25 protein-coding genes are annotated in these 26,142 nt (G+C 60.7%); 7 read left to right on the top strand and 18 right to left on the bottom strand.

All coding sequences use genetic code 11. From position 1 onward, the window contains the following. Positions 1 to 2: 2 nt before the first annotated feature. The 3 genes from DA915_RS05280 to DA915_RS05290 all read right to left on the bottom strand — a co-directional run bounded on the left by DA915_RS05280 (position 3) and on the right by DA915_RS05290 (position 5,128). Positions 3 to 647 carry an HD domain-containing protein gene (locus DA915_RS05280; RefSeq protein WP_107675322.1) on the bottom strand — a complete coding sequence of 215 codons (645 nt, stop codon included), beginning with the start codon at positions 645 to 647 and terminating at the stop codon, positions 3 to 5. Continuing rightward, the gene (locus DA915_RS05285) at positions 644 to 3,415 is read right to left on the bottom strand and encodes a DUF2339 domain-containing protein (protein WP_192886413.1); all 2,772 of its coding nucleotides are present in this window, start codon (positions 3,413 to 3,415) and stop codon (positions 644 to 646) included. Before DA915_RS05285 ends, DA915_RS05280 begins: the two co-directional genes overlap by 4 nt. A gap of 153 nt (positions 3,416 to 3,568) precedes the next feature. Further along, positions 3,569 to 5,128, bottom strand: a complete 1,560-nt coding sequence (locus tag DA915_RS05290) for a VOC family protein (protein WP_107675323.1) — start codon at positions 5,126 to 5,128, stop codon at positions 3,569 to 3,571. Between the two features lie 290 nt (positions 5,129 to 5,418). On the opposite strand from DA915_RS05290, the gene DA915_RS05295 reads away from it, so the two are divergent. The 3 genes from DA915_RS05295 to DA915_RS05305 all read left to right on the top strand — a co-directional run bounded on the left by DA915_RS05295 (position 5,419) and on the right by DA915_RS05305 (position 8,196). After that, entirely contained in the window at positions 5,419 to 6,462 is a 1,044-nt protein-coding gene (locus DA915_RS05295) for an ABC transporter substrate-binding protein (protein ID WP_107675324.1), read from the top strand. 130 nt (positions 6,463 to 6,592) lie between these two features. Continuing rightward, positions 6,593 to 7,381: an ABC transporter ATP-binding protein gene (locus DA915_RS05300; protein WP_192886414.1), complete on the top strand. Its 789-nt coding sequence runs from the start codon at positions 6,593 to 6,595 to the stop codon at positions 7,379 to 7,381. Then, positions 7,378 to 8,196: an ABC transporter permease gene (locus DA915_RS05305; protein ID WP_107675325.1), complete on the top strand. Its 819-nt coding sequence runs from the start codon at positions 7,378 to 7,380 to the stop codon at positions 8,194 to 8,196. The genes DA915_RS05300 and DA915_RS05305 overlap by 4 nt, the downstream gene beginning before the upstream one ends. A gap of 183 nt (positions 8,197 to 8,379) precedes the next feature. On the opposite strand, the gene DA915_RS05310 is transcribed toward DA915_RS05305, so the two are convergent. The 9 genes from DA915_RS05310 to DA915_RS05350 all read right to left on the bottom strand — a co-directional run bounded on the left by DA915_RS05310 (position 8,380) and on the right by DA915_RS05350 (position 14,341). Next, positions 8,380 to 9,066, bottom strand: coding sequence for a metal-binding protein ZinT (locus tag DA915_RS05310; RefSeq protein WP_107675326.1), 687 nt, complete (start codon positions 9,064 to 9,066; stop codon positions 8,380 to 8,382). A gap of 168 nt (positions 9,067 to 9,234) precedes the next feature. Next, positions 9,235 to 10,056, bottom strand: coding sequence for a mechanosensitive ion channel family protein (locus tag DA915_RS05315; RefSeq protein WP_003501978.1), 822 nt, complete (start codon positions 10,054 to 10,056; stop codon positions 9,235 to 9,237). 75 nt (positions 10,057 to 10,131) lie between these two features. Then, complete coding sequence (locus DA915_RS05320) at positions 10,132 to 10,650, bottom strand: tyrosine phosphatase family protein (protein ID WP_107675327.1); 519 nt, start codon at positions 10,648 to 10,650, stop codon at positions 10,132 to 10,134. Further along, positions 10,647 to 11,270, bottom strand: coding sequence for a YfbR-like 5'-deoxynucleotidase (locus DA915_RS05325; RefSeq protein ID WP_162692508.1), 624 nt, complete (start codon positions 11,268 to 11,270; stop codon positions 10,647 to 10,649). Before DA915_RS05325 ends, DA915_RS05320 begins: the two co-directional genes overlap by 4 nt. Positions 11,271 to 11,272: 2 nt before the next feature. Beyond that, positions 11,273 to 12,121 (bottom strand): folate-binding protein YgfZ, encoded by an 849-nt coding sequence (locus tag DA915_RS05330; RefSeq protein ID WP_107675446.1) that lies wholly within the window; start codon positions 12,119 to 12,121, stop codon positions 11,273 to 11,275. Between the two features lie 122 nt (positions 12,122 to 12,243). Next, a complete protein-coding gene (locus DA915_RS05335) occupies positions 12,244 to 13,011 on the bottom strand; it encodes a hypothetical protein (protein ID WP_060726125.1) in 768 nt (255 codons plus the stop codon). A gap of 14 nt (positions 13,012 to 13,025) precedes the next feature. After that, positions 13,026 to 13,283, bottom strand: a complete 258-nt coding sequence (locus DA915_RS05340; RefSeq protein ID WP_003501987.1) for a hypothetical protein — start codon at positions 13,281 to 13,283, stop codon at positions 13,026 to 13,028. A gap of 105 nt (positions 13,284 to 13,388) precedes the next feature. Then, positions 13,389 to 13,826, bottom strand: a complete 438-nt coding sequence (locus DA915_RS05345) for a TIGR02301 family protein (protein ID WP_107675328.1) — start codon at positions 13,824 to 13,826, stop codon at positions 13,389 to 13,391. 98 nt (positions 13,827 to 13,924) lie between these two features. Next, positions 13,925 to 14,341, bottom strand: coding sequence for an NUDIX hydrolase (locus DA915_RS05350; RefSeq protein WP_060724009.1), 417 nt, complete (start codon positions 14,339 to 14,341; stop codon positions 13,925 to 13,927). Positions 14,342 to 14,469: 128 nt separating this feature from the next. Between DA915_RS05350 and DA915_RS05355 the strand changes: the two genes are divergently transcribed. Both DA915_RS05355 and DA915_RS05360 read left to right on the top strand, forming a co-directional pair. Next, positions 14,470 to 14,793 (top strand): YnfA family protein, encoded by a 324-nt coding sequence (locus DA915_RS05355; protein ID WP_003501993.1) that lies wholly within the window; start codon positions 14,470 to 14,472, stop codon positions 14,791 to 14,793. Positions 14,794 to 14,803: 10 nt separating this feature from the next. Then, complete coding sequence (locus DA915_RS05360) at positions 14,804 to 15,565, top strand: SOS response-associated peptidase (protein WP_065694921.1); 762 nt, start codon at positions 14,804 to 14,806, stop codon at positions 15,563 to 15,565. 84 nt (positions 15,566 to 15,649) lie between these two features. On the opposite strand, the gene DA915_RS05365 is transcribed toward DA915_RS05360, so the two are convergent. The 6 genes from DA915_RS05365 to DA915_RS05385 all read right to left on the bottom strand — a co-directional run bounded on the left by DA915_RS05365 (position 15,650) and on the right by DA915_RS05385 (position 23,392). Beyond that, a complete protein-coding gene (locus DA915_RS05365; protein WP_003501996.1) occupies positions 15,650 to 16,942 on the bottom strand; it encodes a PleD family two-component system response regulator in 1,293 nt (430 codons plus the stop codon). A gap of 388 nt (positions 16,943 to 17,330) precedes the next feature. Then, positions 17,331 to 17,462 carry a hypothetical protein gene (locus tag DA915_RS29380; RefSeq protein WP_003496883.1) on the bottom strand — a complete coding sequence of 44 codons (132 nt, stop codon included), beginning with the start codon at positions 17,460 to 17,462 and terminating at the stop codon, positions 17,331 to 17,333. Positions 17,463 to 17,634: 172 nt separating this feature from the next. Then, positions 17,635 to 18,504, bottom strand: a complete 870-nt coding sequence (gene pssA, locus DA915_RS05370) for a CDP-diacylglycerol--serine O-phosphatidyltransferase (RefSeq protein ID WP_020009523.1) — start codon at positions 18,502 to 18,504, stop codon at positions 17,635 to 17,637. 22 nt (positions 18,505 to 18,526) lie between these two features. Next, complete coding sequence (locus DA915_RS05375; RefSeq protein WP_003502001.1) at positions 18,527 to 19,225, bottom strand: phosphatidylserine decarboxylase; 699 nt, start codon at positions 19,223 to 19,225, stop codon at positions 18,527 to 18,529. Between the two features lie 163 nt (positions 19,226 to 19,388). After that, positions 19,389 to 21,275 carry an ABC transporter ATP-binding protein/permease gene (locus DA915_RS05380; RefSeq protein ID WP_107675329.1) on the bottom strand — a complete coding sequence of 629 codons (1,887 nt, stop codon included), beginning with the start codon at positions 21,273 to 21,275 and terminating at the stop codon, positions 19,389 to 19,391. A 110-nt stretch (positions 21,276 to 21,385) separates the two neighbouring features. Beyond that, complete coding sequence (locus DA915_RS05385; RefSeq protein WP_107675330.1) at positions 21,386 to 23,392, bottom strand: LysM peptidoglycan-binding domain-containing protein; 2,007 nt, start codon at positions 23,390 to 23,392, stop codon at positions 21,386 to 21,388. A gap of 156 nt (positions 23,393 to 23,548) precedes the next feature. On the opposite strand from DA915_RS05385, the gene DA915_RS05390 reads away from it, so the two are divergent. Together DA915_RS05390 and DA915_RS05395 are read left to right on the top strand one after the other, a co-directional pair. After that, positions 23,549 to 24,169 (top strand): TIGR00730 family Rossman fold protein, encoded by a 621-nt coding sequence (locus DA915_RS05390; protein WP_107675331.1) that lies wholly within the window; start codon positions 23,549 to 23,551, stop codon positions 24,167 to 24,169. A 190-nt stretch (positions 24,170 to 24,359) separates the two neighbouring features. After that, the gene (locus tag DA915_RS05395; protein ID WP_107675332.1) at positions 24,360 to 26,120 is read left to right on the top strand and encodes a penicillin-binding protein 2; all 1,761 of its coding nucleotides are present in this window, start codon (positions 24,360 to 24,362) and stop codon (positions 26,118 to 26,120) included. Positions 26,121 to 26,142 lie beyond the last annotated feature (22 nt).

The following is a 26,142-nucleotide window of genomic DNA, read 5'->3' on the forward strand; positions in this document are numbered from 1 at the left end:
CCTTAGATCTCGTCGAGAAACAGGTCCAGCACCTGTTTCAGCCGCTCATGGCGGGCCTTGGCCATCTGCCGGCCTGTCTCGGTGCGAAAACCGTCGGCCAGCTTGAACAGTTTGGTTTCGAAATGGTCGATGGCAAAGGCGCGGTCGTCAAGCGGCCGGTCCTTCGCCAGCGGGTCGACCGGATCGTAAAGTGCCGAGCCCATGCGCCCGGCAATATAAAAGCAGCGCGCCGCCCCCACCATGCCGATGGCGTCCAGCCGGTCAGCATCCTGGAGGATTTTTGCCTCCAGCGTCTGCGGTTCGATATTGGCGGAAAAGCTGTGTGTGGTGATGGCATGGGCGGCGGCGTCAACATCCGCCTGTTTCCAGCCGAGCCCCATCAGAATGCCGGATGCCTTTTCCGCCGCAAGCCGCGAGGCCTGCGCGCGCAGCGGCGAGTTCTTCTCCACCGCCACGCAATCATGCAGCAGCACGCTGGCGGCCAGCACGGTGCCATCGCCGCCTTCGCCCGCATGGATGCGCATGGCGTTGCGGAAGACGCGGTGAATATGGGCAAGATCATGCGAGCCGTCACCCGCTTCGGCGGCGTGCGGTATCAGCTCCTGCGCAAGCGCCGCATAGGGCGCGAAAGCCTCGGCCGCGATCATGCCTGCGGCTTCCGGGTGAGGATTTTCTGGTAGAACAGGCCGATGCCGATGAGCACCGCGCCGAGCCCGATGAAGGACAGCGCCCTCAGCACGCCTTCGAGATTGCTCATGTCGATCAGGAACGCCTTGGCAACCGAGATCAGCACGAAGGCGGCCGATGCCAGACGCAGGCTGCGGGCATTAAAGCGCGAGCCAAGCACGAGCAGCAACACGCCGATCAGCAGCCAGACCACCGAATAGCTGTAGGTCTCGCCCTGCAGGAAACCCTTCCAGTCGGCAATATTTTCGCCCTGCCAGAAGCGGCGCACTGAAAGCGTGGCCCAGGCAAAACCGAGCGCTGCGCCCGCCACCGCCAGCATGCTGACATAGGGCGGGGGACGTTTTCCCCGCGCGTAATAGGCAAGGCCGCCATAGGCGAGCGCCGGCAGGAGGTAACCGATCAGCAGCAGGTTGAGGAATGGGATGCGGCCGGTATTTTCGCCGGTGAAATAGGGGTTGAGCGTGAAGAAATGCATCGTCAGCACGTTGATGACGGCAATCACGCCGGCAATCATCGAGCCGTAGCGGAAGATGGGGCTGGGGCTTTTCAGATCCAGCGTCATCAACACGCCCGAGAAGCCGATGGTCAGCAGCGTATAGATCGACTGTTCGCCAAGCGTCGGCACACTGTCATCCAGTGTGCCGCCATTCATTGCGTGGCGGATGAGGATAGCGACGGCCAGAAGACCCATGACGCTGGCAATCGCCTGCAGGAAGTTCTTCGCCCTGACCCCCGGCCAGTTGCGCAGCAGCCATGCCGAGGCAACGGCAAGCAGTGCAGGAATGCCGTAACCCGGAAGAAGCGCGTTGAAGACCGGCGTGGTGCCGAGATTTTGCGGCCCGACAATGGTGGGTTCCCAGGCGATGCGGCCGAGAACGGCAACGCTTGCCACGGCCATCACCCAGGGCAGAACCTCCCAGTTGCGGTAACGGCTTGCCAGCACATAGATGAAACCGATGACCGAAAGCAGAACGGTTGTCACCAGCCCTTCCGTCAGCGTGTGCAGGCTGAGCGCGAAGGCGGCGAATGATCCGAGCACGAGAATGTTGAGCGGCTTGCGATAGGCCTCATTGTTCTGCCGGTGAAGCCATTCGGCACCTGCAATCAACACGAAGCCGAGGCCGAGGCCATAGGCGGCGTGCAGCCAGTCGCGGCCGAGATTGCCATATTCGACAAAGCTTGCGGTGGCGAGCCAGACCGGGAATAGCGCGGCGATACCGGCCCAGAGCCGGGCGAAATCCGCGTCGTCAGCACCCTTGCGCTTCAGGAAGGAGAAGGCGGACAGCACGAAGACGGCCCCGAGGCCGAGCGCCATGGCGATTTCCGCCGTGTAGCCAACCGACACGGGCGGAAGCGATACGGCAGTGTCATTGATAACGCCGATGAAGTCGAGACCCTGACGTGACATCAGCGATACCGCAGCCTGCGCGCCAAGTGCTGCGATAATAGCGGGCCATACCGCATAGTGGCGGGCGGCGCCAAGGGCCGCAAGGGCGGCTATGAGCGCTGAAACGATCAGGGCCGGATGAGTATCGACTCCGCCATCGGCAAAAAGGAAGCCGATTGCCGGCAGGATCACGGCCATCGAGACGGTGAGATTGAGGGCGAGTGACGGGCGTAGCAGAAGCCGCATGGCGCGGACGGCGCGTCGCTCGGGCGCTGCGGTTTCGGCAGTTTGGGCGGGCGGCGTGTCGAATGCCTTGCCGGGCCAGAGGAATATTGTTCCCGCCAGCATGACGAGCAGGGCAAGTGTTGGCGGTTCGGCGCTGATCGTTTCGGAAAAGCCGATATAGCCGAGCGCCCAGAGGCCAAGCCCGGCATTGGCGAGAGAGGGAACCACGGTCCAGCCCTGCCTGCACGCCGCTGCCGCCGTTGCCAGCCAGGAGACGGTGAGGAAGACGAAGAGCGCCCAGATATTCGGCGTTTCGGTGGAAATCAGCGCGGGTGTCAGCATCGAACCGAGAAGGCCGAGACCGGCCAGCGCCTGCCCGTGCAGCAGCGAAAGCCCGATGGTGGCGAAAGCGACGAGGCCAAGCAGGCCAAAAGCCGCGCCGGGACCGATATAGTCGTAAATGCCATAGGCTGCATAAACCACGCCGAACAGCGTCAATGCGCCCGCCGCCGTCAGCACGCCCGGTATCATGGCGTTGGAATAGGTGGTGGCGATGCCCGGCACCGCCTTGCGGCGGATCGCTTCGCCGGCAAGCCCGAGAACAAGACCGAAAATGGCGGCGAGCGAAAGCCGCACGGCCGGGCTGAGCAGGCCCGATTCGATCGAATATTTAACGAGGAAAATGCCGCCGAGCGCCAGCGCCAGTCCACCGGCCCAGACCGCCCAGCGCGCGCCGAGCAGACTTTCGAAGCTCTCCTTCGTTGCCGGGGTGGATACGGCCTCGGCGGCAGGCGCAGGTTGGGCCTCCTCGCGCGCCAGCTCTTCCGATGCTGCCATGGCGGCGGCGTCTTCGGGCTCGGATGCGTATTCAGCCTGGAAGGCTGTGTCTTCCGCAGGGGGCGTGCTTGGCTCTTCCGCCTCGAAATCCGGTTTTACCGTGGATTCCGTGCTCTCCGTTTGCACTGCCGCAGCCGACGTCACGCCCGCAGCCATCAGCCGCTTGAGGCTGTGCACCTCCCGTTCGAGCGACTTGATTCGGCTTGAATTGCGGATGCTCGCGACCAGCGTGTAGATGAAGGCCGCGACGAGGGCGAGGATAAACAGCGGGATTTCCAAACGGACTCTCCAATTACGAAGCTGTTTTTAAAGCCCTTTTGGTGAATTTATGCAAGGCCCGGTTGATGAATGGTGTGGGTGGCGCGGGGGTAAGCATATGCCATTTGTTTCTTCTCCCCGACGGGGAGAAGAAATGGGTGGCCTCCGCTCGAATCAGGAAGCACCCGCCAGCCACCGCCGCGCCGCTTCGATATCGGTAAGCCCGAGCTCGTGCCCGTCCTCAACCGTTTCCATCTCGGCCTTTGCACCGCTCGCCGTGAGCTTTCCCTGCAGCTCGCTCGCCTTGTCGAGATATTTGTCGCGTTGTCCCGCCACAAGCAGGAAATTGTGACCGGAAAGATCGGTTTGCGGCCATGTTTCGAGAACCGGCATCGGGCGATAGAGCAGGGCGTCGCCTGCAAGTTCGGGATAGAGCGCGGCAAAGGCCGCGTAGAAGTTCGCGCCATTGGAATGGCCGATAAACCGCAGTTTCGAGCGATCAAGACCATAGGCGCGGATTGCCCCCTCCACGAAGGCGGCAAAGGCTTCTGTTTCCGTGACAATATCCTGCTGGTCGAAGCTGAAATCGGGGAAACGGCGGAACCAGCGGGCTATTTCTTCTTCCGTGCTGCGGCCGCGCACGCCCAGAAGGGTGGCGCCCGGTGCTGCCCGGTGCGCCAGCGGCATCAGGCTCGTTTCACTGCCGCCGGAACCGTGCAGCAGGATGATGGTGCTGCCATCAGCTTCCTCGGGCGTGTAGAAACGGTGCACGAAGGGCAGGTCGCGATAGATGATGCGTTCTTCGCCCGGCATCGAGAATTGCGGCAGGGCGACACGCACATCCGCCTCGTCCTTCATGAAGAGCGGCGGGATGAACAGGTTTTCGCCGAGCGAGTTCAGCGGTTCGTCCACCGTCATGCCCGGCCCATCGGTCGCCATTTCGATCAGCACGCCGCCCGGTTCGCGGACGTAGAGCGAGTGGAAATATTTCCGGTCATGGGCGTTGGTGGTGCTGGAATTCAGCGATTTCAACCCGGTTAGAACCGTGTTCAGCTCATCCATGTCCTTCGCCCGGAAGGCGATGTGATCGACGGTGCCAGTGCCCGGCGCGCTGGACCAGAAGCCGGTGGCGTCGCGCACGTCGATAATGTCGCCGCTGTCGGAAACGAGCCGGCGGATCGCGCCCGCCTGGCTTTCCTGCCGGTAGCCGAAATGTTTCTCCAGAAACGCTACGGTTTCTTCCGGCACTTCACTCAGCACCGTCGCGCCATAGATTCGGCGAATGGCGTCTTCTGCGGAAATATCGTCGGTCACATGTGGCGTGGCATCGGCAAAGGCGCGGGTGCCGACCAGCTTGACGATCAGGCCGTCAGGATCTTTCAGCCGGATAACCGGAGCGCCGAATTCGTCAGTCGGGCCTTCCGCGCGGATGCCGAATCTCAGCGCCCGCGTCAGCCAGAAGCCGATCGCAGCGGGATCGATCGCCACGGAAATTTCCAGCGTCTGGCCGTACCCGACACGGCCCTGGCCGCCATCTTCCCAGACGAGAAATGTCAGAAGCGAGCCGGGTGAGGCGATGTCGTCGCCATAAAGCAGGTGAAGCTGCATGGCGTCTTCGAAGCCGGCCGTGCGCTTGGCCAGCCTCAAGCCCAGAAAGCCGGCGTAAAAATCCACATTCGCCTGCACCTTCCGGGTGATCATGGTGATGTGGTGTATGCCCAGTGCAGAATTCATCTTGCCGTCCCGCCGTTTCGCCTGCTGTTCCTGGCCCTATTTGTCGCACGCTGCCCCTGATCCGCAACCCCGGCAAATGAGAACGCTGTGTTCTCTGGGTGAACGATACTGCTTTCGCTTCGTTGCATTCGCGATGGGCAGATTGCCGGCTTTTTGCCTGTCTTGTGATTGTTTGTGCATATAAAATAAGCATACAAAATAACGGCTATTTTGTATGCAATTTTATCTTGCCTTGAGGGTTGGAATTGGGTCTTATGCAACCAATCCAACAAAACCATCAGGGGGAACAGATGATTTTAACGCGCAGGTTGTTGACCAGAGCTCTGGCCATTACCGCCATCGGTGTAGCCGCCGGCTTTTCGTTGCCGGCTGTGGAGGCGCGGGCCGAAACACCGGTGAAATTCACGCTCGACTGGAAGTTCGAAGGCCCCGCCGCCGGTTTCCTGCTGGCGCTCGACAAGGGTTACTTCAAGGCTGAGGGCCTGGATGTCACCATCGACAGCGGTAACGGTTCGGTTGAAGCTATTCCGCGCGTGGCGACCGGCGCCTATCAGATGGGTTTCGGCGATATCAATTCGGTGATGAAGTTCCTCGACGAAGATCCGAGCCAGAAGATCAAGGCCGTATATATGGTCTATGAGCGCCCGACTTTCGCCGTGGTCGGCCGCAAGTCGCTGGGTGTCACCGGTGATCCGAAGTCGCTGGAAGGCAAGAAGCTCGGCGCGCCGCCGCCGGATGGCGCTTTCGCGCAATGGCCGGCCTTTAAACAGGTGGCGGGTCTCGACGACAGCAAGATCAAGATCGAATCGATCGGTTTTCCGGTGCGTGAACCGATGCTCGCCAAGGGCGATGTCGACGCCGTTTTCGGCTTTGCCTTTTCGGTGATCCTCAACCTCAAGAAACAGGGCATCGCCGATGACGATATCTCGACCATCCTGATGGCCGAGCACGGCTTGAATCTTTATGGCAATGCGGTGCTGGTAAACACTGATTTCGCAGAGAAAAACCCGGAAGCAGTAAAGGGCTTTCTGAAAGCATTGGCCAAGGGTTTCGCCGATTCCGTCAAGAACCCCGAAGAGGGCGTGGCGGCTGTGCTCAAGCGCAACGAGACGCTCGACAGCGCCATCGAGCTTGAACGCCTCAACATGGCCAACAGCATGAATATCAAGACGCCCTATGTGATGGAAAACGGCATGGGCGGCGTCGATCCTGCCCGGCTTGCGGCCTCCGTCGAAACGTTGAAAGTCTCCCTCGGCCTGAAGGGCAACGTCAAGGCGGAGCAGGTGTTCGACGCGACCTACCTGCCGGCCAAGGAAGAGCGCATGCTTCCCTGATGCTGAAGAAAGAACGGGCGGATGCCGCGAGCCTCTTCTCCCCGAGGGGGAGACCCCGGCGGGGAGAAGAAACAAGCGGCGACGCTTCGGGCTGCCATGGCCTATCATTTTACTTAAAACGGGAACAGTAATGTCACATCTCGTGGAAATAGACAGTGTCGACATGCGTTACGGCGGCTCCGCCGGCACGCTGGCCGTATCCGGTTTGAACCTGACGGTCGACAAGGGTGAATTCGCCGCCGTGGTCGGTCCCTCCGGCTGCGGCAAGTCGACCCTGATGAAGCTGGTGACCGGGCTGCATATTCCGCAGAAGGGCAATGTCATCGTTGCCGGGCGGCAGGTCACGGAGCCGGTTTCAATTGTCGGCATGGCGTTTCAGAACCCGACGATGCTGCCCTGGCGCACGACGCTTGAAAATATCCTGCTGCCGCTGGAAATCGTCGAGAGACATCGCCGACGCCTGCGCGCCCATAAGGCGGAATATGTCGCGAAAGCCGAGCGGCTGCTGGAAATCGTCGGCCTGAAGGGTTTCGGTTCGAAGTATCCGTGGCAGCTTTCCGGCGGCATGCAGCAGCGCGCCAATCTTTGCCGGGCCTTGATCCACGAACCGGAACTACTGATGCTGGACGAGCCTTTCGGCGCGCTCGATGCCTTCACCCGCGAGGAATTGTGGTGCGTCATCCGCGACCTGCACGCCGCACAGCGTGTCACCATCATCCTCGTGACCCATGATCTGCGTGAAGCGACATTTCTGGCCGACAAGATTTTCGTGATGAGCGCAAGGCCGGGCCGGGTGCTCGCGGAACACCGCGTGCCGTTTGCCCGCCCGCGCCAGCTCGATATCATGTATGACAAGGGTTTCAACGACATGGTGCAGGAACTGCATGGCGAGATCGCCCAGGCGAGGGCGGCGGCATGAGCGCGATCCTGGAAAGCACCGTTGCGGGCGAGCCGCGCAAGCCGCTGATCGCCCGCGTCAACTGGGTGAAAGCCGCTCCCTGGCTTTATACGCTGGCGCTTTTCGTGCTGTGGGAACTGCTCGTCCATGCGCTGAAAATGCCGCCCACCATTTTGCCGTCACCGGTAAGGGTTGGACAGGCCATCATGCAATATTGGTCGCCGATCTGGAAAAATTCGTTGCAGACGCTTTATACGACGACACTGGGTTTTGCCATTGCTGTGGCCGCCGGTCTCGCCATCGGTCTGTTCATCGGCTGGTCGAAAACCATCTATGCCGGGCTTTATCCGCTGATGATCGGCTTCAACGCCATCCCGAAAGTGGCGCTTGTGCCGATCCTCGTCATCTGGTTCGGCATCGGCACGGTCCCCGCCGTGTTGACCGCCTTCCTGATTTCCTTCTTTCCCATCGTCGTGAATGTCGCGACCGGGCTTGCCACCATAGAGCCGGAAACGGAAGATGTGCTGCGGGCGCTCGGCGCAAAGAAGATGGATATCATGCTGAAGGTCGGCATTCCGCGTTCCATGCCCTATTTCTTCGGCTCGCTGAAAATCGCCATCACGCTCGCCTTCGTCGGCTCGGTCGTATCGGAGACCGTCGCTTCCAATTATGGCCTCGGCAACATGATGAGTTCGGCCCAGAGCCAGTTCAATGTGCCGCTCGTCTTTGCCGGCCTGCTGATGCTCGCGGTGGAAGGCATCGTCATGTATGCGATCATGGCCTGGCTTGAAAAGCGCATGACCGGCTGGGCGCATCGTTCGACCATGGGGCAGTGAGCCTTTCTTCTCCCCGCCGGGGAGAAGATGCCCCGGAGGATAGATGAGGGGCAACGCCAGCGATAAGCCGAGAGCTTGCCCCTTCATCCCGCTGCCGCGACCTTCCCCCCTTGGGGAGAAGGTGACAAGCGGCAACCGCTCGCGTCATTCACGCATGCTGCGGAAGACCGCTAACTTACGGTCTCAATGCGCCGCCATTTCTTTCACGATATCGCCGCCGTCCATCAGGAAGGGATAATAGGTCGGCCAATTGGTCACTTCGTCCAGCAGCGCCTTGCGGTCAGCTCCCCAGTAGAGATGGTAATGGCCCGCCTTGACAGGGGCGATGGAGTGATCGCTGAACTGGATGAATTGCGGTGCGGCCTCATCGCCGCCGGTTTTCTTGAAGATGTAGCGGACACCGCGATTGCCCTTCTTGTAGGTCAGGATTTCATGGCCGTCGCTGGCATAGGTGCCTTCAGCGGGCTTGCCGTCCTTATAAAACGCCACGCTGTCACTCTTGATGACGATGCGGTTTACATCGGTCTTGTAACCGATGTCGTAATAGGCGCGGTATTCGGCGGCGGTCTTGTCGCCATGGGCCGCTTTTTCGGCCATGACGGGGTCCAGCGAGCCGTTCAGCAGGTAAGGATAGACCGACTGCCAGTCGCCTTCCCAGTCGGAAAGCGTGCGTGGTTTCACCTGCGCATCCTCGAAATAACCTTTGTAGATCTGCTTTTCAGCCTCGGTCATCTGGTGGCCGTGATCGTGTCCATGGTCGTGGCTATGGGCTGCGGATTTGTCGCCACCGGCAGCCATTGCCGTGGTCGCCGCCAGCAGCATGGAACCAAGTGCGACAGCGCCGGTGACGCGGGTGAGTATCTTCTGCATTGTTTCGGCCCTCTCATATCCATAAAAGTAAGTTACGTAATAACATTACGTAACGACCTATAGAGGCCACGTCAGCGGGATGCAAGTGTATGCTTCAGCGTGGCGCAACGAAAAAGCGCGATGGCTGCTGCAGCCACCGCGCTTGAAGAGAGGGGGAGGCGCGAGGCCTCAGGCAGGCTGCGCGTTCACTTCCGCCTTGCGCTCGTCGAAGGCGAGCTTCATGGCCTTCGTCACGTCGCGGGTTGTCGCGAAATAACTGTCGCTGCGCACCCAGTAGCGCAATTTGACGGTGGCGCTGTCGGCGCTGACCGAATCGACGAAGGTGACGGGGGCGGGGTCCAGCAAAACCCGGCTCTCCGAGCGCACGACTTTCATCAGCATATTCTGCGCGGCCGTGAGATCCTCGTCAGTCTTGACCGTCAGGCTCAGTTCGTGACGGCGCGAGGGAAAACGGCTGTAGTTGGTGATCGGCACGTTCCAGAGGGTGGAGTTGGGCGCGAGACGATAGAGCCCATCGCTGGTCTTGAGTTCGGTGGCAAAGAGCCCGATCTCGATCACCGTGCCGCTGACCGTGCCGGTCTCGATATATTCACCGACCCGGAAGGGGCGCAGCACCAGAAGCATGATGCCGGCGGCAATATTCTGCAGCGTGCCCTGCAGCGCCAGACCAATGGCCAGACCGGCGGCGCCAAGGGCGGCGAGAATGGAGGCCGTCTGCACGCCGAACTGGCCAAGCACCATGACCAGCACGAGAATGAGAACCACATAGCGGATGGCGCCCGCGAAGAAGCCGGCAAGCGTCGCATCGAAGCCGCGAATGCGCGACAGGCCCTGAAAGGCCCAGCGTTGCAGGAAAGTGGCGGCCAGCCAGCCGATGATCAGCAGCAGAAGCGCACCAACGACCGAGAAGGAATATTGCACCGCAAGCGCGCTCGCCTGCTGCAACGCCGCCTGCGATGCGACGATGATATCCGTTGCCTGTTGTTCCATGAATTATCCTGTGATTTTTATTGCTGTTCAGGGTTGGTAACGACTGGACGCCGTGAGGGTTCCGCCAAAACGGCCTCAGGCGCCAAGCGGCAGTACGAAGGGCACGTTACCATCCGTATCCGCGCCCCTGCCGATTTTTTTGATCGCCGCCACCAGCCTGCCGCCGCGTCCGAGCAGACGGTCGCCGATGGCAATGATGCGGGCATTCGGCGTGGAATAGGGTGAGACGGCGCGCAGGCGCAGCGCAAGCTCCATTTCATCCTGGTCAGGATAAAGGCTGAGCGCTGCGATGACGGCGGCGGCGGGCGAGCGCGAAACACCCATCCAGCAATGGATGAGCAGCGGCGCGGACTGGTCCCATTCGCGGGCGAAATCGATCAGCCTCAGCACATGCGCATCATCAGGCGCGATGAGATCAGCGGTGCCCTTGAATGTGATGTCGTTCATGGCAAGCGTCAGATGCCGGTCTGCGGCAATGACGGCGGGGCGGTGAAAGGCCTGCTCTTTGGCGATCAGTGTCACCATTTCACGGGCCTTGTGCTTCACGGCCATCTCCGCGATCCGCGACAGCGGCGATACGACAATGGCCGTCATGTCGCGCTCCCCGTCTTGACCGCGCGCAGCGCCTCGATAGCCTCGAAACGTTCGATGAACAGCTTTTGCGCTTCGGTGGAGGGCAGGGGCGTAATGTCGAACATATCGCGGGTAATGCCGCGCGGCAGGCCGAAGAATTTCTGCGCCTCGGCGGTGGAAAAACCGGCAAGCTCCGTCGCCTCGAAAAAGGCGGCGACCGTGTCGGCCTTCTTGATGCGGTCCTTCAAGTCGCGCGATGCATGTGGTGGCAGGCCGAAACGCAGATGCACGGCGGCCTCCAGCCGTTTTTCCACGGTCTTGTAACCACCGCCGACCACGGATTTGAACGGCGAGATCATATCGCCGATGACATATTCCGGCGCGTCATGCAGAAGCGCCATCTGCATGTCATCAGGCGTCGCACCCGTGCACATGCGGCAGAAGATGGTTTCGACGATGAGGCAATGCTGGGCGACGGAAAAGGCGTGGTCGCCGCGCGTCTGGCCGTTCCAGCGGGCGACACGGGCAAGGCCGTGGGCGATATCGGCAATTTCCACATCGAGCGGCGAAGGGTCGAGCAGATCGAGCCGCCGGCCGGACAGCATGCGCTGCCAGGCGCGCGGGCTTTTTGCGGGCGTCACTCTTAATCCTCCGCCCGAGCCGCGGGATCGGCCGCCGGGAAGGAAAGGCCGCTCCAGGCCGGCAGGGCCACGGTCACGGGAACAGTCTCGGCAAGAAGCGGCGTGCCCGAAGCAAGCGCATCGGCAATGCGGTCGATCCGCACGATGGCAAGCGCCCTGTTGCCGCAAACGGTTCCAAGCGTGCCGACCGGTTTTCCATCGGCGGTAATCTCCGTCCCGCTGGCGGGCAACGCGCCTCCGGCCGAAACGGTGACGACGCGGCGTCTCGCCGTACCGCGATGTTTCATGCGCGAAACGACTTCCTGGCCGACGAAGCAGCCCTTCCTGAAGGAAACGCCGTCATTCACATCCATCAGAACATCATGGGGAAAAGCATCCTGCAGCGCATAATCTCGGCCGGATTCGGCAATGCCATGGTCAACGCGCAGCGCATCATAGGCAGCGACATCGCCCGAAGCCGATGCACCCGGTAGCCTGAAGAGATCGATTCCGGCCTTGGCGAAACGGCCGTCCCTGATGCCTGCCACCGGTGCAGTCTCGGTCCAGAAAACGCTCACACCTTCGACCGTCTCGACTTTGAGGTCGACCGGTGCGCGCAGCTTGTACATGGTCAGGCGGCGCAGCAATGCGTCCTGTTCGGCGGCGCCCGTTTCGATCAGATAGTCCCCGCTATCGCGCCAGATCAGGAAATCGAACAGGATCTTGCCCTGCGGCGTCAGAAGTGCCGCGGCCCGGGCCTCGCCTGCCGGCAGATTCTCGATATCTGCGGTGATGAGGTTGTTCAGAAACTCCTCGGCGCCGGTGCCGGAAACCCGGATCAGGCGGCGGTCGGCAAGAAAGGCGGAAGGCATGGTGTCACCGTTCGGTTCGTCGAGACTATGCGGATAGCAGGCAAGATGCAGATGCATTTGCCGGAATGCTCATTCCGCACAGTTAGGATTTTTGCCCGAGAACGGCAAGCACTGCGATGCGATCAATCGCCGGCGGTGAAGAACTTCCACTTGCCGTCAGGCGAAATGCCGACGCGATAGAAGCTGTAATTGCCAAATTCCTGCATGTCCGCCAGATCGCCCGCCGTGATGATTCGCAGAAGCTCCACCTTTTCCGGTGCAGTCAGCGTATTCAGCGGTTTTCCGGCAAAATAGGGGAAAACATAGGCTTCGTCAGGCGTGCCGGCATCGATATGGGCATAACCGGTCGACAGGAGATCGATGATGATCGCCAGCACTTCCAACCCGTCCGGATCGCCGGAATAGCTTTTCAGCGCTGCAATCGGGTCTTCGCTGTCATTACCGTCGATGCGGAACTGGTTCTGCCCGGCGGCGATGAAGGGTCGCAGCTTTTCGATATCGCCTGACGCGGCGGCATCGATGATCTGCTGGCGCAGCTTGCGCACGGGTTCCGGCGCCTTGGAAATGTCGTGCTCGATTACAACAGACATTTCCGGGGTGTTATCGGGCTTGGCGGATTGCTGGTTTGCCTGGCCAGCGGAACGGTCCACCAAAGGGTCGGGCAGGGGAATGCCTTCCGAATCGCCTTCGATCTCGTCCGGCTCAGCAGGCTGGGCCTGCTGCGGCTGCTCGCCATTCTCGGCCTTTGGCTCGCTTTCGGTGTTCTGCGCCGGCTTCAGCTCGGAAAGGGCAAAGGCGCGGCTCGGCACGCCAATCGGACCGGCGGTCAGGGCAAGCAGAATGGACAGCAGGGCGGAAGAGCGCAAAAGGCCCTTGCTCAGGCAAGACATGATAGACCCCGGCTTTACTGTATTACCCGCTGCGGCGAAAATTCGCCCTGAAGCATGCGCTGGCGCAGCGATTCCAGCATTGCTTCAGCGCCGGCCTCGCCATGGATACGGATGGTTTCGCGCATGGCCAGAGCGATGGCGGCATCGGCGATGATCTCCGGCTCGATGCCGTCGGCCATGCCGTCAGCCCATGCCTCGTTCTGGTGTTCCAGAGCGACCTGCATCTTTTCATGCACGATCATATCGTCGATTTCGTTACGGCTTGTCTGCATTTTTCATCCTCGACAGGGCGGGCAAGTCCTTACCACCCTGTTAACAACACTAGCAGCCTTTTATCAAAACGGCACGGGCTGCGGCGAAAAGAGGTTAACAATCCTCTAATTTCCGAACCTGGACGCGATTTCCTGCGCGAGTGTTGCCCCTTCGTTACGGTAGTTCTCTTCTGCCATGATGGCGGCGCGTGTGCAACTGGTGTGGATGGCCGCAAAGGAGCGGTATCCACGGTTGAATGCAGCCGTCATGCGCTGACGTCGTTCAGGTTCGTTGGCCGTGTCCGCAGCCAGAAGATCGCTCATCGACCTGCGCCAGTCCTCCGGTCCGGAAGAGGGGCACAGGGTTCTCAGATATTGCACCGCGCCCAGTATTTCCGACAGCCGTGCCAGCTTGTCGTCATAAGGAGCGGGCTTGGGCGGTGTCGCTTCCGCCGGACGTGCCTCGGAAACGACCTTTGAAGGCTGCGCATAAGCGATGCCTTCTTGCCCTGATATGGCAAGCATGGTCAGAAAAAGAGACAGGAAGATGGTTGGCCGTATCAAAATTCTATTCTGCCCCACACATACTCGTGAACTGTTGGCTCGTGACCATCCGGCGGGCGGATCGGTCCTAGATAATAGCGATTCTGGCTGACTGGCAATCATGCAAGCAGGCGCTCGGCGCATTCGACCACACTTTCGGGCGCAGGCAGAAGGCGGATTTCCGCCAATGTGTACCACCCGGCATCCGCCGCATCGTCGCCTACAGTCACGACGGGATCGGCATCCGTCTCCACGGTGAAGACGGAGAGGAAATAATGGCTCGTCAGCACGCCTTCAGCGTCGCGGGAGGGAAGATCATAGGTCGCGAAAAGCTGCGGCCTTCGCGCCACGATACCGGTTTCCTCGTGCAATTCGCGCAGCGCCGTCTCGGCTGCCGTTTCGCCGTCTTCGCCGCGACCGCCCGGAAAGGCGAACATGTCCTTCGAGGGCGGGTTGATACGGCGCACGAGAAGCAGCCGGTCTCCGTTCCTGACGATGGCGGAGGAGGCAGCGCGGGGCTTGATACGAAGGGTCATGAATGGTTTCGCTTGTTTCGGCCGTCTGCGGCCTGTCTATAGTGTCGTGGTCCGGAAAATCGATTCCGGTTTCCGAAGTGAGCGTTATAGTCCGGAACTGTCGCGATTGTGCATCTAAAGACGGTGGAATGAAGGTCTATCTTATCTATGTCTTGGCGGCTCTTGCCGAAATCGCCGGCTGTTTTTCCTTCTGGGCCTGGCTGAAACTCGGCAAGACCGGGTGGATATTGCTGCCCGGCATGCTGGCGCTGGCCGCTTTCGCCTGGCTTCTGACGCTGATTCCGACAGAGGCGGCGGGCAGGGCTTACGCCGCCTATGGCGGGATTTACATCGCTGCGTCGCTTTTCTGGCTCTGGGGCGTGGAAGGGCATGCGCCGGACAAATGGGATATTGCCGGCGGCGCTGTCTGCCTTGCCGGCACCGCCATCATCCTGTTCGGACCAAGGGGTTGAGGAAAAAAGCATGTGTGGACGTTTCGTGCTGAAGGCGACACCCGAGGAGATCGCCGACTATCTCGATCTGATCGGCCTTGAGGATTTTCCCGCCCGTTTCAACATCGCACCGACGCAGCCCATATTGATCGTGATGGAGGGGGAGCGGCAGGAGCGCGGCAGCAACCTGCCCAATCGCCGCGCCGTGCTGGTCCGCTGGGGTTTCATGCCGGGCTGGGTAAAGGACCCGAAGGATTTTCCGCTGCTCATCAACGCCCGTTCGGAAACCGCCATCGGCAAGGCCTCCTTCCGCGCCGCCATGCGCCATCGCCGCGTGCTGGTGCCCGCAACCGGCTTTTACGAATGGCGACGCCCGCCGAAGGAGGAGGGCGGCAAACCGCAACCCTATTTCATCCGCCCGAAAAGTGGCGGCATCGTCGCTTTCGCCGGCCTCATGGAAACCTGGTCTTCCGCCGACGGTTCGGAGGTCGATACCGGTGCGATCCTCACCACCGCCGCCAATGCCGCGATCGGCCGTATTCACGACCGCATGCCTGTTGTCATTGCGCCCGAGGATTTCAGCCGCTGGCTGGATTGCAAGACCCAGGAACCGCGCGAGATCGTCGACCTGATGCGGCCGGTTCAGGATGATTTCTTCGAGATGATCCCGGTATCGGACAAGGTCAACAAGGTCGCCAATGTCGGTGCCGATCTCATCGAGCCGGTGCCGGAAAGCGCGCCGCTGGCGAAGATCAAACCGGCGAAGGATGACGGGCAGATGTCGCTGTTTTGAGATGCTTTCCGAGGGAAGTCGAGGTCAGCCGTCGTTACGCGGCACGCGCTCGGTCCCACACAAGACTATCTTGTTCAGAAAAGCTCAGCTGTTCCGGCCGATCTTCTGCAGGCCTTCCTGGATCATGATGTCGGAATAGACGCGGTTGCGGCCATTTGCCTTGGCGAGATAGAGCAGCTGGTCCGCCGCATTCAGCTGGTTGTCGAAGGGTTCACCCTTTTCGATCTCCACGACGCCGAGCGAAATCGTCAGGGCGAGGCTGCTGCCGCTCAGCTGCCGACCGTTCTTTTCCACCTGTCCACGCAGCTCTTCGCAGAACTGATAGGCGGCTCGCGCATCCAGCCCACGTAGGAACACGGCAAACTCCTCGCCGCCGAGGCGGGCGGGAATATGGCGTTGTTCATCGCACATGTCATGCAGCAGTTCGGCCAGCTTTTTCAACGCCCTGTCGCCGGCATCGTGCCCCAGCGTGTCATTGATCTTCTTGAAATGGTCGATGTCGAGAATGGCGACGGCGCCGCTCTCGTCATTGCCGTTGATGACATCCATCAGCGCCCGCGTGCGCTCGAAGAAGGAGCGGCGATTGGGCAGACCGGTGAGGTGGTCTCGTTCGGCCAGCTCGCGCAGGCGTTTAAGCTGCTTCAGCGTCTCGATATTGTTATCGATGCGGCACTGCAATTCTTCCGGCACGAAAGGGCGGTAGACGAAATCCGAGGCGCCCGCCTTCAGGAAGCTTGCCGAAAGCAACCGGTCGGTGGAGGACGATATGCCGATCACCCGCAAATCTTCGGATGAGCGGCTGTCGCGGATGCGGCGCGTCAGCTCATAACCGTCCATGTCGGGCATATGGTAGTCGGTGATGACAAGCTGGATCGTCGGGTCCTGCGACAGTATTTCCAGCGCCTGCTTGCCCGAATGGGCCTCGCTGACCCTGAAATTCTGCCGTTCCAGAATTTCCACGAGACCGGAGCGGGCTGTGCGAACATCATCGACCACCAGGACGGAAAAAAGCTTGTTGCTCAAAATCCGCTGGACCGTTCTGACCACCGCATCGACGGTGCGATGGCCGTCCTTGACAATGTAGTCGATGATCTTCTTCTCGGCGTAGCGCTTGCGCGCCTCGTCATCCACCGTGGCGGTGAAAACGATCGCCGGCACCTTACGCTCGGATAAAAGTGCGAGAATCTCGCCCTTCGGCGCATCGGGCAGATTGAGACCCGTCAGCGCCAGCGTGAAACTATGGGCCTGCATGAGGGCATCGGCCGCGGCCATGCTGTCGCAATGAACAACCTCGGCTTCCGTTTCTTCCGAAAGCCGCGTCTTCAGCAGCATGGAAAGAGCAACGGAATCTTCAATCAGAAGGATTTTATCCTGCATGGCCGTCCCAAGCCCCCCTGGCCTGTCTTCACAATCTTCCCCCAACGCCGAATATTCGTCATCCGCATTTCTGCGAATTCGAAAATTGGCTTATTCATTGTTGTGGAAAAAAATGCGGAATAGAAAAGTTCTTTTGTATTCACTAATCTATACGTCGCTGTTCGTATAGCCTTCTTGTGGAAGGCGAGCTTTTTACTACATTTTCGTTTCAGCTTCGTTACAGAAGGCTGCCAATTTTGCAAATGATTGACGATCCGCAGTTTCGCGGAACGCCATATACAAAAACGGCGCCCGGAAAAGGCGCCGCATGCTTGTTGATCTTCCGTCCGCAACTCTCCGTTTTCCGGGTAGTCCGCAAAAACCGGGAAAATCAAAAAAGCGAATATTTTCAGGCGGTTTTGGCAGCGGGCTTGCGCTTCAGCATCAGGGCTGCGGCCGCAACGGCCTTCAGTCCGAGCGGGCGGTAGTGGCTGTTGAGGTCGGGCTTCGCCTGCGGCTGTGCCTTCGTCTCGTTCGTCATTTCTCTCTCTCCACAATTCACGCCAATCGCCGTTGCGATGCGTGTGAGCCACTTCTTTCGCGGCTAATCTTGACGGATTCGAGGCAAAAAAAACGAAGCCGGCTTTTCAGGCTGCGACATTTTGCGTCACACCCTGCACCGGCTTGTAGCGAGAAAAAATAAACCTGCGGTTTTAAATGCCGCGATCGAGGCCGTTGCCGCCGTTCGCGTCGTCATGCGCGTCTTCCTCGATTGTCAGCGTGCCGTAGCGGCGGTGCCAGAGGCGGGCGCTGATGGGGATGAAGACGAGATAGGCGGCAACGGTCAGAACCAGAACTTCCCAGGTGAAGCTCATCAGCATCGCCACATAGAGCACGACGACGAGGATCATCGGCAGCACCAGATCGCGGCGGATGCGGCTGGTGCCCGATTTTCCCGACCAGACCGGCAGGCGGCTGATGAGGAGATAACCGATCAGGACCGTATAGGCGGCGGCGACATAGGCAAAGGGCTTGTCCGGCTCGACGCCGAGGAAGCCGAGATAGACAGGCAGAAGCACCAGCATGGCGCCCATCGGGGCCGGCACGCCCACGAAAAATTCATTCTGCCAAGGCGCCTTTACCGGCCGCTCGATCATGACGTTGAAACGCGCCAGACGCAGGCCGGCGGCGATGACATAGATGAGGGCGGCGATCCAGCCGATGGAACGCGCCTGATCGAGAAGGTAGGCGTAGACCACGAGGGCAGGGGCGACACCAAAATTGACGATATCGGCCAGCGAATCCATCTGTTCGCCGAATTTCGACGTCGCTTTCATCATGCGGGCAATGCGCCCGTCTATGCCGTCGAGAAAGGCGGCCAGCAGTACCATGCCGACGGCCAGCTCGAAGCGGCCTTCAATGGCGAGACGCACGCCGCTGAGGCCCGCACAGATGGCCAGAACGGTGATGAGGTTGGGAACGACGAGGCGGAAGGGAATTTCCCTCAGCCGGGGTCCACGGCCGCTGTCGCTGCGGCCCTCGGGTTTGCCGTTCTGTTGCGGCTCGGCGATCGGCGTTTCCATGCGCATGCCCTTCCTGTTTCCGTCAGCCGCGGCGGCTGACGACCGGACCCTTGGCCGAGCCGAATTCGGCAAGCACGGTTTCACCGGCAATCGCCGTCTGGCCGACCGATACACGCGGCTCGAAACCTACGGGAAGGAAGATATCGAGTCGCGAACCGAAACGGATAAGACCGAAACGCTCACCGGCATCAACAGGTTCATTCGGCTTCACCCAGCAGACGATGCGGCGTGCAACCATGCCGGCGATCTGCACCACGCCGACCTTGCCGTGCGAAGTCTCGATGACGAGGCCGTTGCGTTCATTGTCTTCGGAAGCCTTGTCCACTTCGGCATTGAGGAAGAGGCCGGGACGGTAGGCGACATTGACGATGCGGCCGCGTACCGGCGCGCGATTCACATGGCAGTTGAACACGTTCATGAACACCGAGATGCGCACCAGCGGCTCCTTGCCGAGTTCCAGCTCCAGCGGCGGAACGACGCTCTGCACGGCGGAAACCTTGCCGTCGGCCGGGCTGATGATGAGGTCGTCATCCTGCGGCGTGACGCGCTCGGGGTCGCGGAAGAAATAGGCGCACCAGGCCGTCAGCACGAGGCCGACCCAGAACAGCGGTTCGGCGATCCAGCCGAGCACCAGCGATGCGACGAAGAAGGCCGCCACGAAGACATAACCTTCCTTGTGGATCGGTACGATGGTGTTGCGAATGGTGTCGAACAGATTCATGAGATTCCTTGCTCCGGTTTTCGTCTGCCGCGTCTATATGTGGTCGTGATACGACACGCTCCACACGGCAATGCGACAAATTTTGCCTAGCTGGTTACAGCCAAACGCCCCGCGCGGCAATGGCGGGGTTCGTCCGTTGGCCCAGTTACCCCGGGTATAGCCATCAATGGGCGGGTTCGCCGCGGTCGATGACACCCAGATCGTCGGTTTCGCGAACATGGCGCAGCATTTCCTCCGCCCGGATCGCCTCGCGCTGGCGGCTCCACATCGAGGCATAGAGACCGTTCTGCGTCATCAGCGAGCTGTGGGTGCCGCGTTCGGCAATCAGCCCTTCCTTCAGCACGATGATCTCATCCGCGCCGATGACGGTGGAAAGCCGGTGGGCGATAACCAGCGTCGTGCGGTTCTTCGAGACGATATCGAGCGCGCTCTGGATTTCCTGTTCGGTGTGGGTGTCGAGCGCCGAGGTAGCCTCGTCGAGAATGAGGATCGGCGGGGCTTTAAGGATCGTGCGGGCAATCGCCACGCGCTGCTTTTCACCGCCGGAAAGCTTCAGGCCCCGTTCGCCGACCATTGTCGCGTAGCCCTCCGGCAGCTTGCCGATGAAGGCGCTGATCTGCGCCGCATCCGCCGCCGCCCTCAGTTCCTCGTCGGTTGCCGAGGGGCGACCGTAGCGGATGTTATAGGCAAGCGTGTCGTTGAAGAGCACGGTATCCTGCGGCACCATGCCGATCACCGAGCGCAGGCTCTTCTGCGTCACGTCGCGAATGTCCTGTCCGTCGACGGTGACGGAGCCCTCCTGAATATCGTAGAAGCGATAGAGCAGCCGCGAGATCGTCGATTTTCCCGCACCTGAAGGCCCGACGATCGCCACCGTCTTGCCCGCCGGCACGTCGAAGGAAACGCCCTTCAGGATCGGTCTTTCGGGGTCATAGGCGAAGTGCACATCGCGGAAGGAGATGGCACCTGGGCCGGCCGCGAGCGGTTCTCCATCCGGCCTGTCGGTCACTTCGGCTTCCACCTCCAGAAGGTCGAACATCTGCTCGATATCGGTCAGGCCCTGTCGGATTTCGCGATAGACGAAACCTATGAAGTTGAGCGGCACCGAAAGCTGCAGCAGAAGCGCGTTGACGAAGACGAAATCGCCGATGGTCTGTTCGCCGCGCTGCACCGCAAGCGCCGACATCACCATCATAACGGTCGAGCCGATGCCGAAGATCACGCCCTGACCGAAGTTCAGCCAGCCGAGCGACGTCCAGATCGAGATCGCCGACTTCTCGTAGCGCTCCATGGCGACATCGAAACGTCGCGCCTCCATCTCCTCATTGCCGAAATATTTGACCGTCTCGAAATTCAGGAGCGAGTCGATCGCCTTGGTGTTGGCGTCGGTGTCGCTGTCATTCATGGCGCGGCGAATGCCGATACGCCAGTTGCTGGCCCGCACGGTGAACCAGATATAGGCCCAGACGGTGATGACCGTGACCAGCACATAGGAAAAACCGTAGGAAGCCCAGAAGATGATCGCCGTCAGCAGGAATTCGATGAAGGTCGGCGCTGTGTTGAGGATGGTGAAACGGACAATGGTTTCGATGCCCTTGGTGCCACGCTCGATAACCCGCGAAAGCCCGCCGGTCTTACGCTCCAGATGGAAACGCAGCGAAAGCCGGTGCATGTGCACGAAGGTTCTGTAGGCGAGCTGGCGCACCGCATGCTGGCCGACGCTCGCAAAGAGGGAATCGCGCAGCTGGTTGAGCCCGACCTGGATCAGCCGCGTCAGATTATAGGCGATAACAAGCGCGACGGCGCCGAGCAGGAAGGCCGGGACCAGTCCCGCCATATCGAGCTTGCCATTCAGCGCATCCGTTGCCCATTTGAAGAAATAGGGAACCGCGATCAGCACCAGTTTGGCGACGATGAGGAATACGGTCGCCCAGACCACCCGCATCTTCAGGTCCCACCGACCCTCCGGCCACATATAGGGCCAGAGATTGATCAGCGTCTGGGTCGGATTGCTGGAATCCGCCGAAATTGTTTTTTTGGTCGTGGCCATCATTCTCTCCGGTCACTGCCGGAAGCCGACAGCAGGACGGCGGCTCTGGTCAAGCCGCCGCGCGTGTCACAGATAGGGTCGTCACGGGTTCACCGCAACGCTTCAAATGCTCAGGAACCGCTCTTCAGCCGCTTGCGGTGAAGTTCCTCCGCATTCGGCAGGGCTTCCTTCGGCACGCCGAAAATCTGGCCGGGCTCGATCAGGTCTGGGTTTTTGATCTGGTCCTCGTTGGCGAGATAGATGGTCGTATAACGCACGCCCTGTCCGTACGCGCGGCGCGAAATCTGCCACAGCGTATCGCCACGGCGGATGATGACGCTGTTCTGGCTTTCGGCCAGCGGCGCCTGCTCGAAGGTCTGCGGGCCAGCAGGGGCCTGCGGTGCCGGTGCGGGCGGCGCGGTGATGTGCAGTTCGGAGAGCCGGCTTGCGAGCGAAGCGATGCCCTTGCCGATTGCCGCCACGTCGTTCGGCCATGCCTCGACCGATGTCAGCAGCTGGCGCGCCTTGGCGGTGATATCGCCCGCAAAGGCGGTGAAGGCGGGCTCGGTCGCGGCCGCTGTACGGAATTCCGAAAGCGATTTCAGGCCGATGACGACGGCGGAGCGGCCGGCAATGGCCTGGTCGAGCGCCGGCGTCGCCTGATCCCTGTAGAGATTGGAGAGAATGCCGAAGGCCTTGGCGACATCGGCGCGCAGCTTTTCGAAAGCGGCGCGGTCGCTTGCCGTGCTCTGGTTTTCAGCCGGTGCCGCGGTCGTGGTCGCCGAAGATGAGGTGGATGGCGCCTGCATGGCGACGGTTGCCTGATCAGTCTGCGGCCGTTCGAAGGGAACGCGCACGCGCACTTTCGCGGTGCCGTCGGCATTCAGTTCCTCGACGGTGATGATATGGCTGCCGACGGCGAGATCGACATCGCCTTCGATGACAAAATGACCGGAGGCTTCCGTCGTGGTCTTGCCGATTTCCGTGTCGTCGACAAGCGCGCGCACCGTCGAACCGGCGGGCGCGGAACCCGCGACGAAAATCTTCGATCCTTCGAACTCGACGGCAGTGACCTGAACGCTCGACGTTAGCGGAGCCGCGGCGGACGGAGCCGCAGTACCGGCGAGCGGCGCGGCGGCGGTGTTGGCGCTGGTCTCAGATGTGGCCGCAGGCTGTTGTGATGGCGCGGCCTGCGGCTGAAGCGCCGGAGGTGCTGCCTCCGGCATGGCCAGCACGCGGCTCGCCTTGCCAGGCTTGGCAACCATGGCCAGCAGCTCGCCCGCCTTGCCATCAGGCACGGAAACGGTCGCCACTTCCTCGGACTGCGTCGCCTTGCCGTTGGCGTCGGTTGAACGCAGAACGAGCTCGTGATCGCCCGGGGGAAGGGGATTGTCGAAAACGGCGGCGAAATCGCCGGTGCCGTCAATGGTCGTCTGGGCGACCACCTTGCCGTTGCTGAGGATTTCGAGCTTTGCGCCGGGCTGCGCCTTGCCGGCGATCACGGCCGAACCATCGGGCTCGACGCGCAGCACGTCGAAAGTCGGTGCGCCGGAAGAAGACTGTGCCGCATCGGCGGGTGCCGCGGCCGGCTTTGCCGGTTCGGGCGCACCATCGTCGGTGCCGGCGAAGACGCCCGCCAGACGACGCACCTGTGCCGCCGCCGCAGCAGCATTGTCAGGCAGACCGCGCAGGAACGCCGTGGTGCGTTCGGCCGCAGTGCGGGCGGTGGTGATGAGCCGCGACGTCGTTTCATCCAGCGACTCGGGAATTTCGATATTCGTCAGTTCCTTGAGCGAGGTCTCGACCTTCTTGCGCGCCGCTGCGAAATCGGCGTCGGAGGGAACCTTGCTGTCGGCGAAAAGCGTGGTCAGATCCTTGATTGACTGGGTGGCGGAAGCCGCCAGACGTCCCACCTTATCGGCGATGTTGGCCGTCTCCTCGGCCGCATCGGAGAGGATGTCGCCCGCCTTGTCACTGCCCATTTCAACGCTGTTCTTCACGGCGTTGCCGGCCTCGTTGATGGCGTCGCCGATCGGTTTGCCGTCATTGGAAATCCGCGGCAGGACGAAAAAGATCATGAGCAGGGACGCAATGCCCAGCACGATCAGCGCCAGCAAACCGGCTTTATTGTTTTTCATCCTGGAATCTCCGGGTATTTCAAGCTTTTCACACGAGTTGAGATTGCTAGCGTCTTACCTTGCGACAGACAAGCGGCGAGTGGCCAAAAGGCCATATTTGCAAGGGATTTCCCAAATTTTCTTGACGTGCCGCATCGCACATAGTTCCTTCCCTTCATGACGGACAAAAATACACCGATTCGATCCATCTGCGTTTATTGCGGCTCCCAGCCCGGACGTGATCCGGCCCATATGGAAGCAGGCCGCGCGCTTGGGAAATCCATTGCCGAAAACGGCATTCGCCTCGTTTATGGCGGCGGCACCAAGGGCATCATGGGCGCGGTTGCCAGCGGCGTTCTTTCCAATGGCGGCGAAGTAACCGGCATCATACCGGAATTTCTGGTCGATATGGAGGCAACGCGCCATTCTCTCGGACAATTGAACGAGCTTGTCATCACCAAGGACATGCATGAGCGCAAACATATGATGTTCGAGCGCTCGGATGCCTTCGTGACGCTGCCGGGCGGTGTCGGTACGCTCGAGGAGATCGTCGAGATCATGACCTGGGCGCAGCTCGGCCGCCACGCCAAGCCGATGGTTTTCGCCAATATCAACGGTTTCTGGAACCCGATGCTGGAGCTGGTGCAGCATATGCGCGACCAGGGTTTCATCCACCGCGCGCACCTTCTCAACCCGCTCATCGTCGACGAGGTGAAGGACATCGTGCCCGCCATCATCGACCGGGCGCTGGCGCAGCAGAACCCGGAAGGCGATCCCTCGGTGATTTCCCGCCTCTAGACGCGGCGATTGTTAACGGCCGCTTGGGCGGCTCGTTACAATTTTAAATGTATATTAATACAGATTTAACGGCGGCATCGGTCCGCCCGCTCTTTCCATGGCCCCGCGAATGATCTTGTGCCAGCCTCAATAGGGCGTTGGTTGTCGCGGAATTCGTTTTCGCCGCCATGAGGGTGGGTGTCATCAGGAAATGATTGCTTTTGTGGTGCGGCTCAAAAGCCGGGCGCATTTCATTATCAGGAGAAGTCCCGGAGAGGGCAGTGAGGCGATCCTCGGCTCCGCCGCCCGCCGCAGGGGCGATGCGCGAATGAGGCTCGGCATCCTGATTGCCGCCTTTGTCGTCATCTATGGTGTCGTCGCCGCGCGTCTCGTCCAATATGGCCTTGCCGAACCGGTGGCGACCGCATGGATCAACACCGGCGTCAATGCCGTCGCTTCCCGGCCGGATATTGTCGATCGCAATGGCATGCTTTTGGCGACAGATCTCAATATGGTCTCGCTTTATGCGGATCCGCGCAGGATCGTCGATCCGGACGAGGTGGTGGAAAAACTCGCAACCGTCATTCCCAACATCGACTGGCGTGAAACGCACCGCAGATTGCGTTCGGATACCGGCTTCCAATGGCTGCGACGTCAGCTGACGCCCCGGCAGCAGGCGGATATTCTCAATCTCGGCATACCGGGCATTGGTTTCCGGCCGGAAAAGCGACGGTTTTATCCGGGTGGCCCCACCGCTTCACATATTATCGGCCACGTCAATGTCGACAATCAGGGGCTTGCCGGCATGGAGCGTTACCTCGACCAGCAGGGGCTGGCCGATCTGCGCGCCGTCGGTCTTGCCAGCGGCACGCCGCTGGAGCCGGTGCGGCTCTCCATCGATCTCAGGGTACAGAACATCGTCCGCGAAGTGGTCGTGAAGGCGAAAAGCGCCTATCAGGCCGAAGCGGCGGGTTCGGTGATCCTCGATGTGGAGACGGGCGAAGTGCTGGCCATGGCCTCCGTGCCGGATTACGATCCGAACGAACCTTCCCGCACCCTTGCCGATGGCAGCATCGACAGGGAGTATGAAAAGGGCTGGTTCAACCGCATGAGCAACGCCACCTTCGAAATGGGCTCCACTTTCAAGAGTTTCACCCTCGCCATGGGGCTGGATGCGGGGGCGATCACACTCAATTCGGTGGTCGATGCGTCGCGGCCGATCCGCATGGGCGGCTTCACCATCAAGGATTTCAAGGGCCGGAACCGGCCGCTCTCCATTCCGGAGGTGTTTCAATATTCATCGAATATCGGCACGGCGGCGGTGGCCGACAAGGTCGGTGTCGAAGGCCATCAGCAGTTCCTGACGAAACTCGGGCTTCTTACCAGAATGGACACGGAAATGCCCGGTGTGGCCACCCCCACCCAGCCGAGAAACTGGAAGAAGATCAATTCCGTCACCATCTCCTTCGGCCATGGCGTCGCCACCACCCCGTTGCAGACGGCGGTGGCCGCAGCAGCCCTCATCAATGGCGGAAGCCTGATTTCGCCGACCTTCCTGCCGCGTTCGAAAGAGGCTGCGGTATCGCTGGCGAGCACCGTCATCAAAGACAAGACCAGTGCGGATATGCGTTACCTGTTCAACTGGAACGGCATCAAGGGCTCCGGCCGTGGCGCGCAGGTGGAGGGATTTCACGTGGGCGGCAAGACCGGAACCGCCGACAAGGTGATCAATGGGCGTTACGCCAAGGATATCAATTTCAACGCCTTCGTGGCCGGTTTTCCCATGCACAAGCCGAAATATGTCGTGCTGACGATGATCGATGCTCCGAGGACCGGCGTGAACGGCGGGCGCACGGCGGCCTCGACAGCAGCCCCAATGACCCGCGAAATCATCGCCCAGACGGCAGGCCTTCTCGGCGTCAAGCCGCGTTTCGGGTATGATGCGAACCCGCAGCTGCTGGTGGATTATTGACCCCATCTCTCATTCCTGTGAT

Origin of the sequence: Agrobacterium sp. LAD9 (assembly GCF_003031125.1) — a bacterium.
GTDB classification, from domain to species: domain Bacteria; phylum Pseudomonadota; class Alphaproteobacteria; order Rhizobiales; family Rhizobiaceae; genus Agrobacterium; species Agrobacterium radiobacter.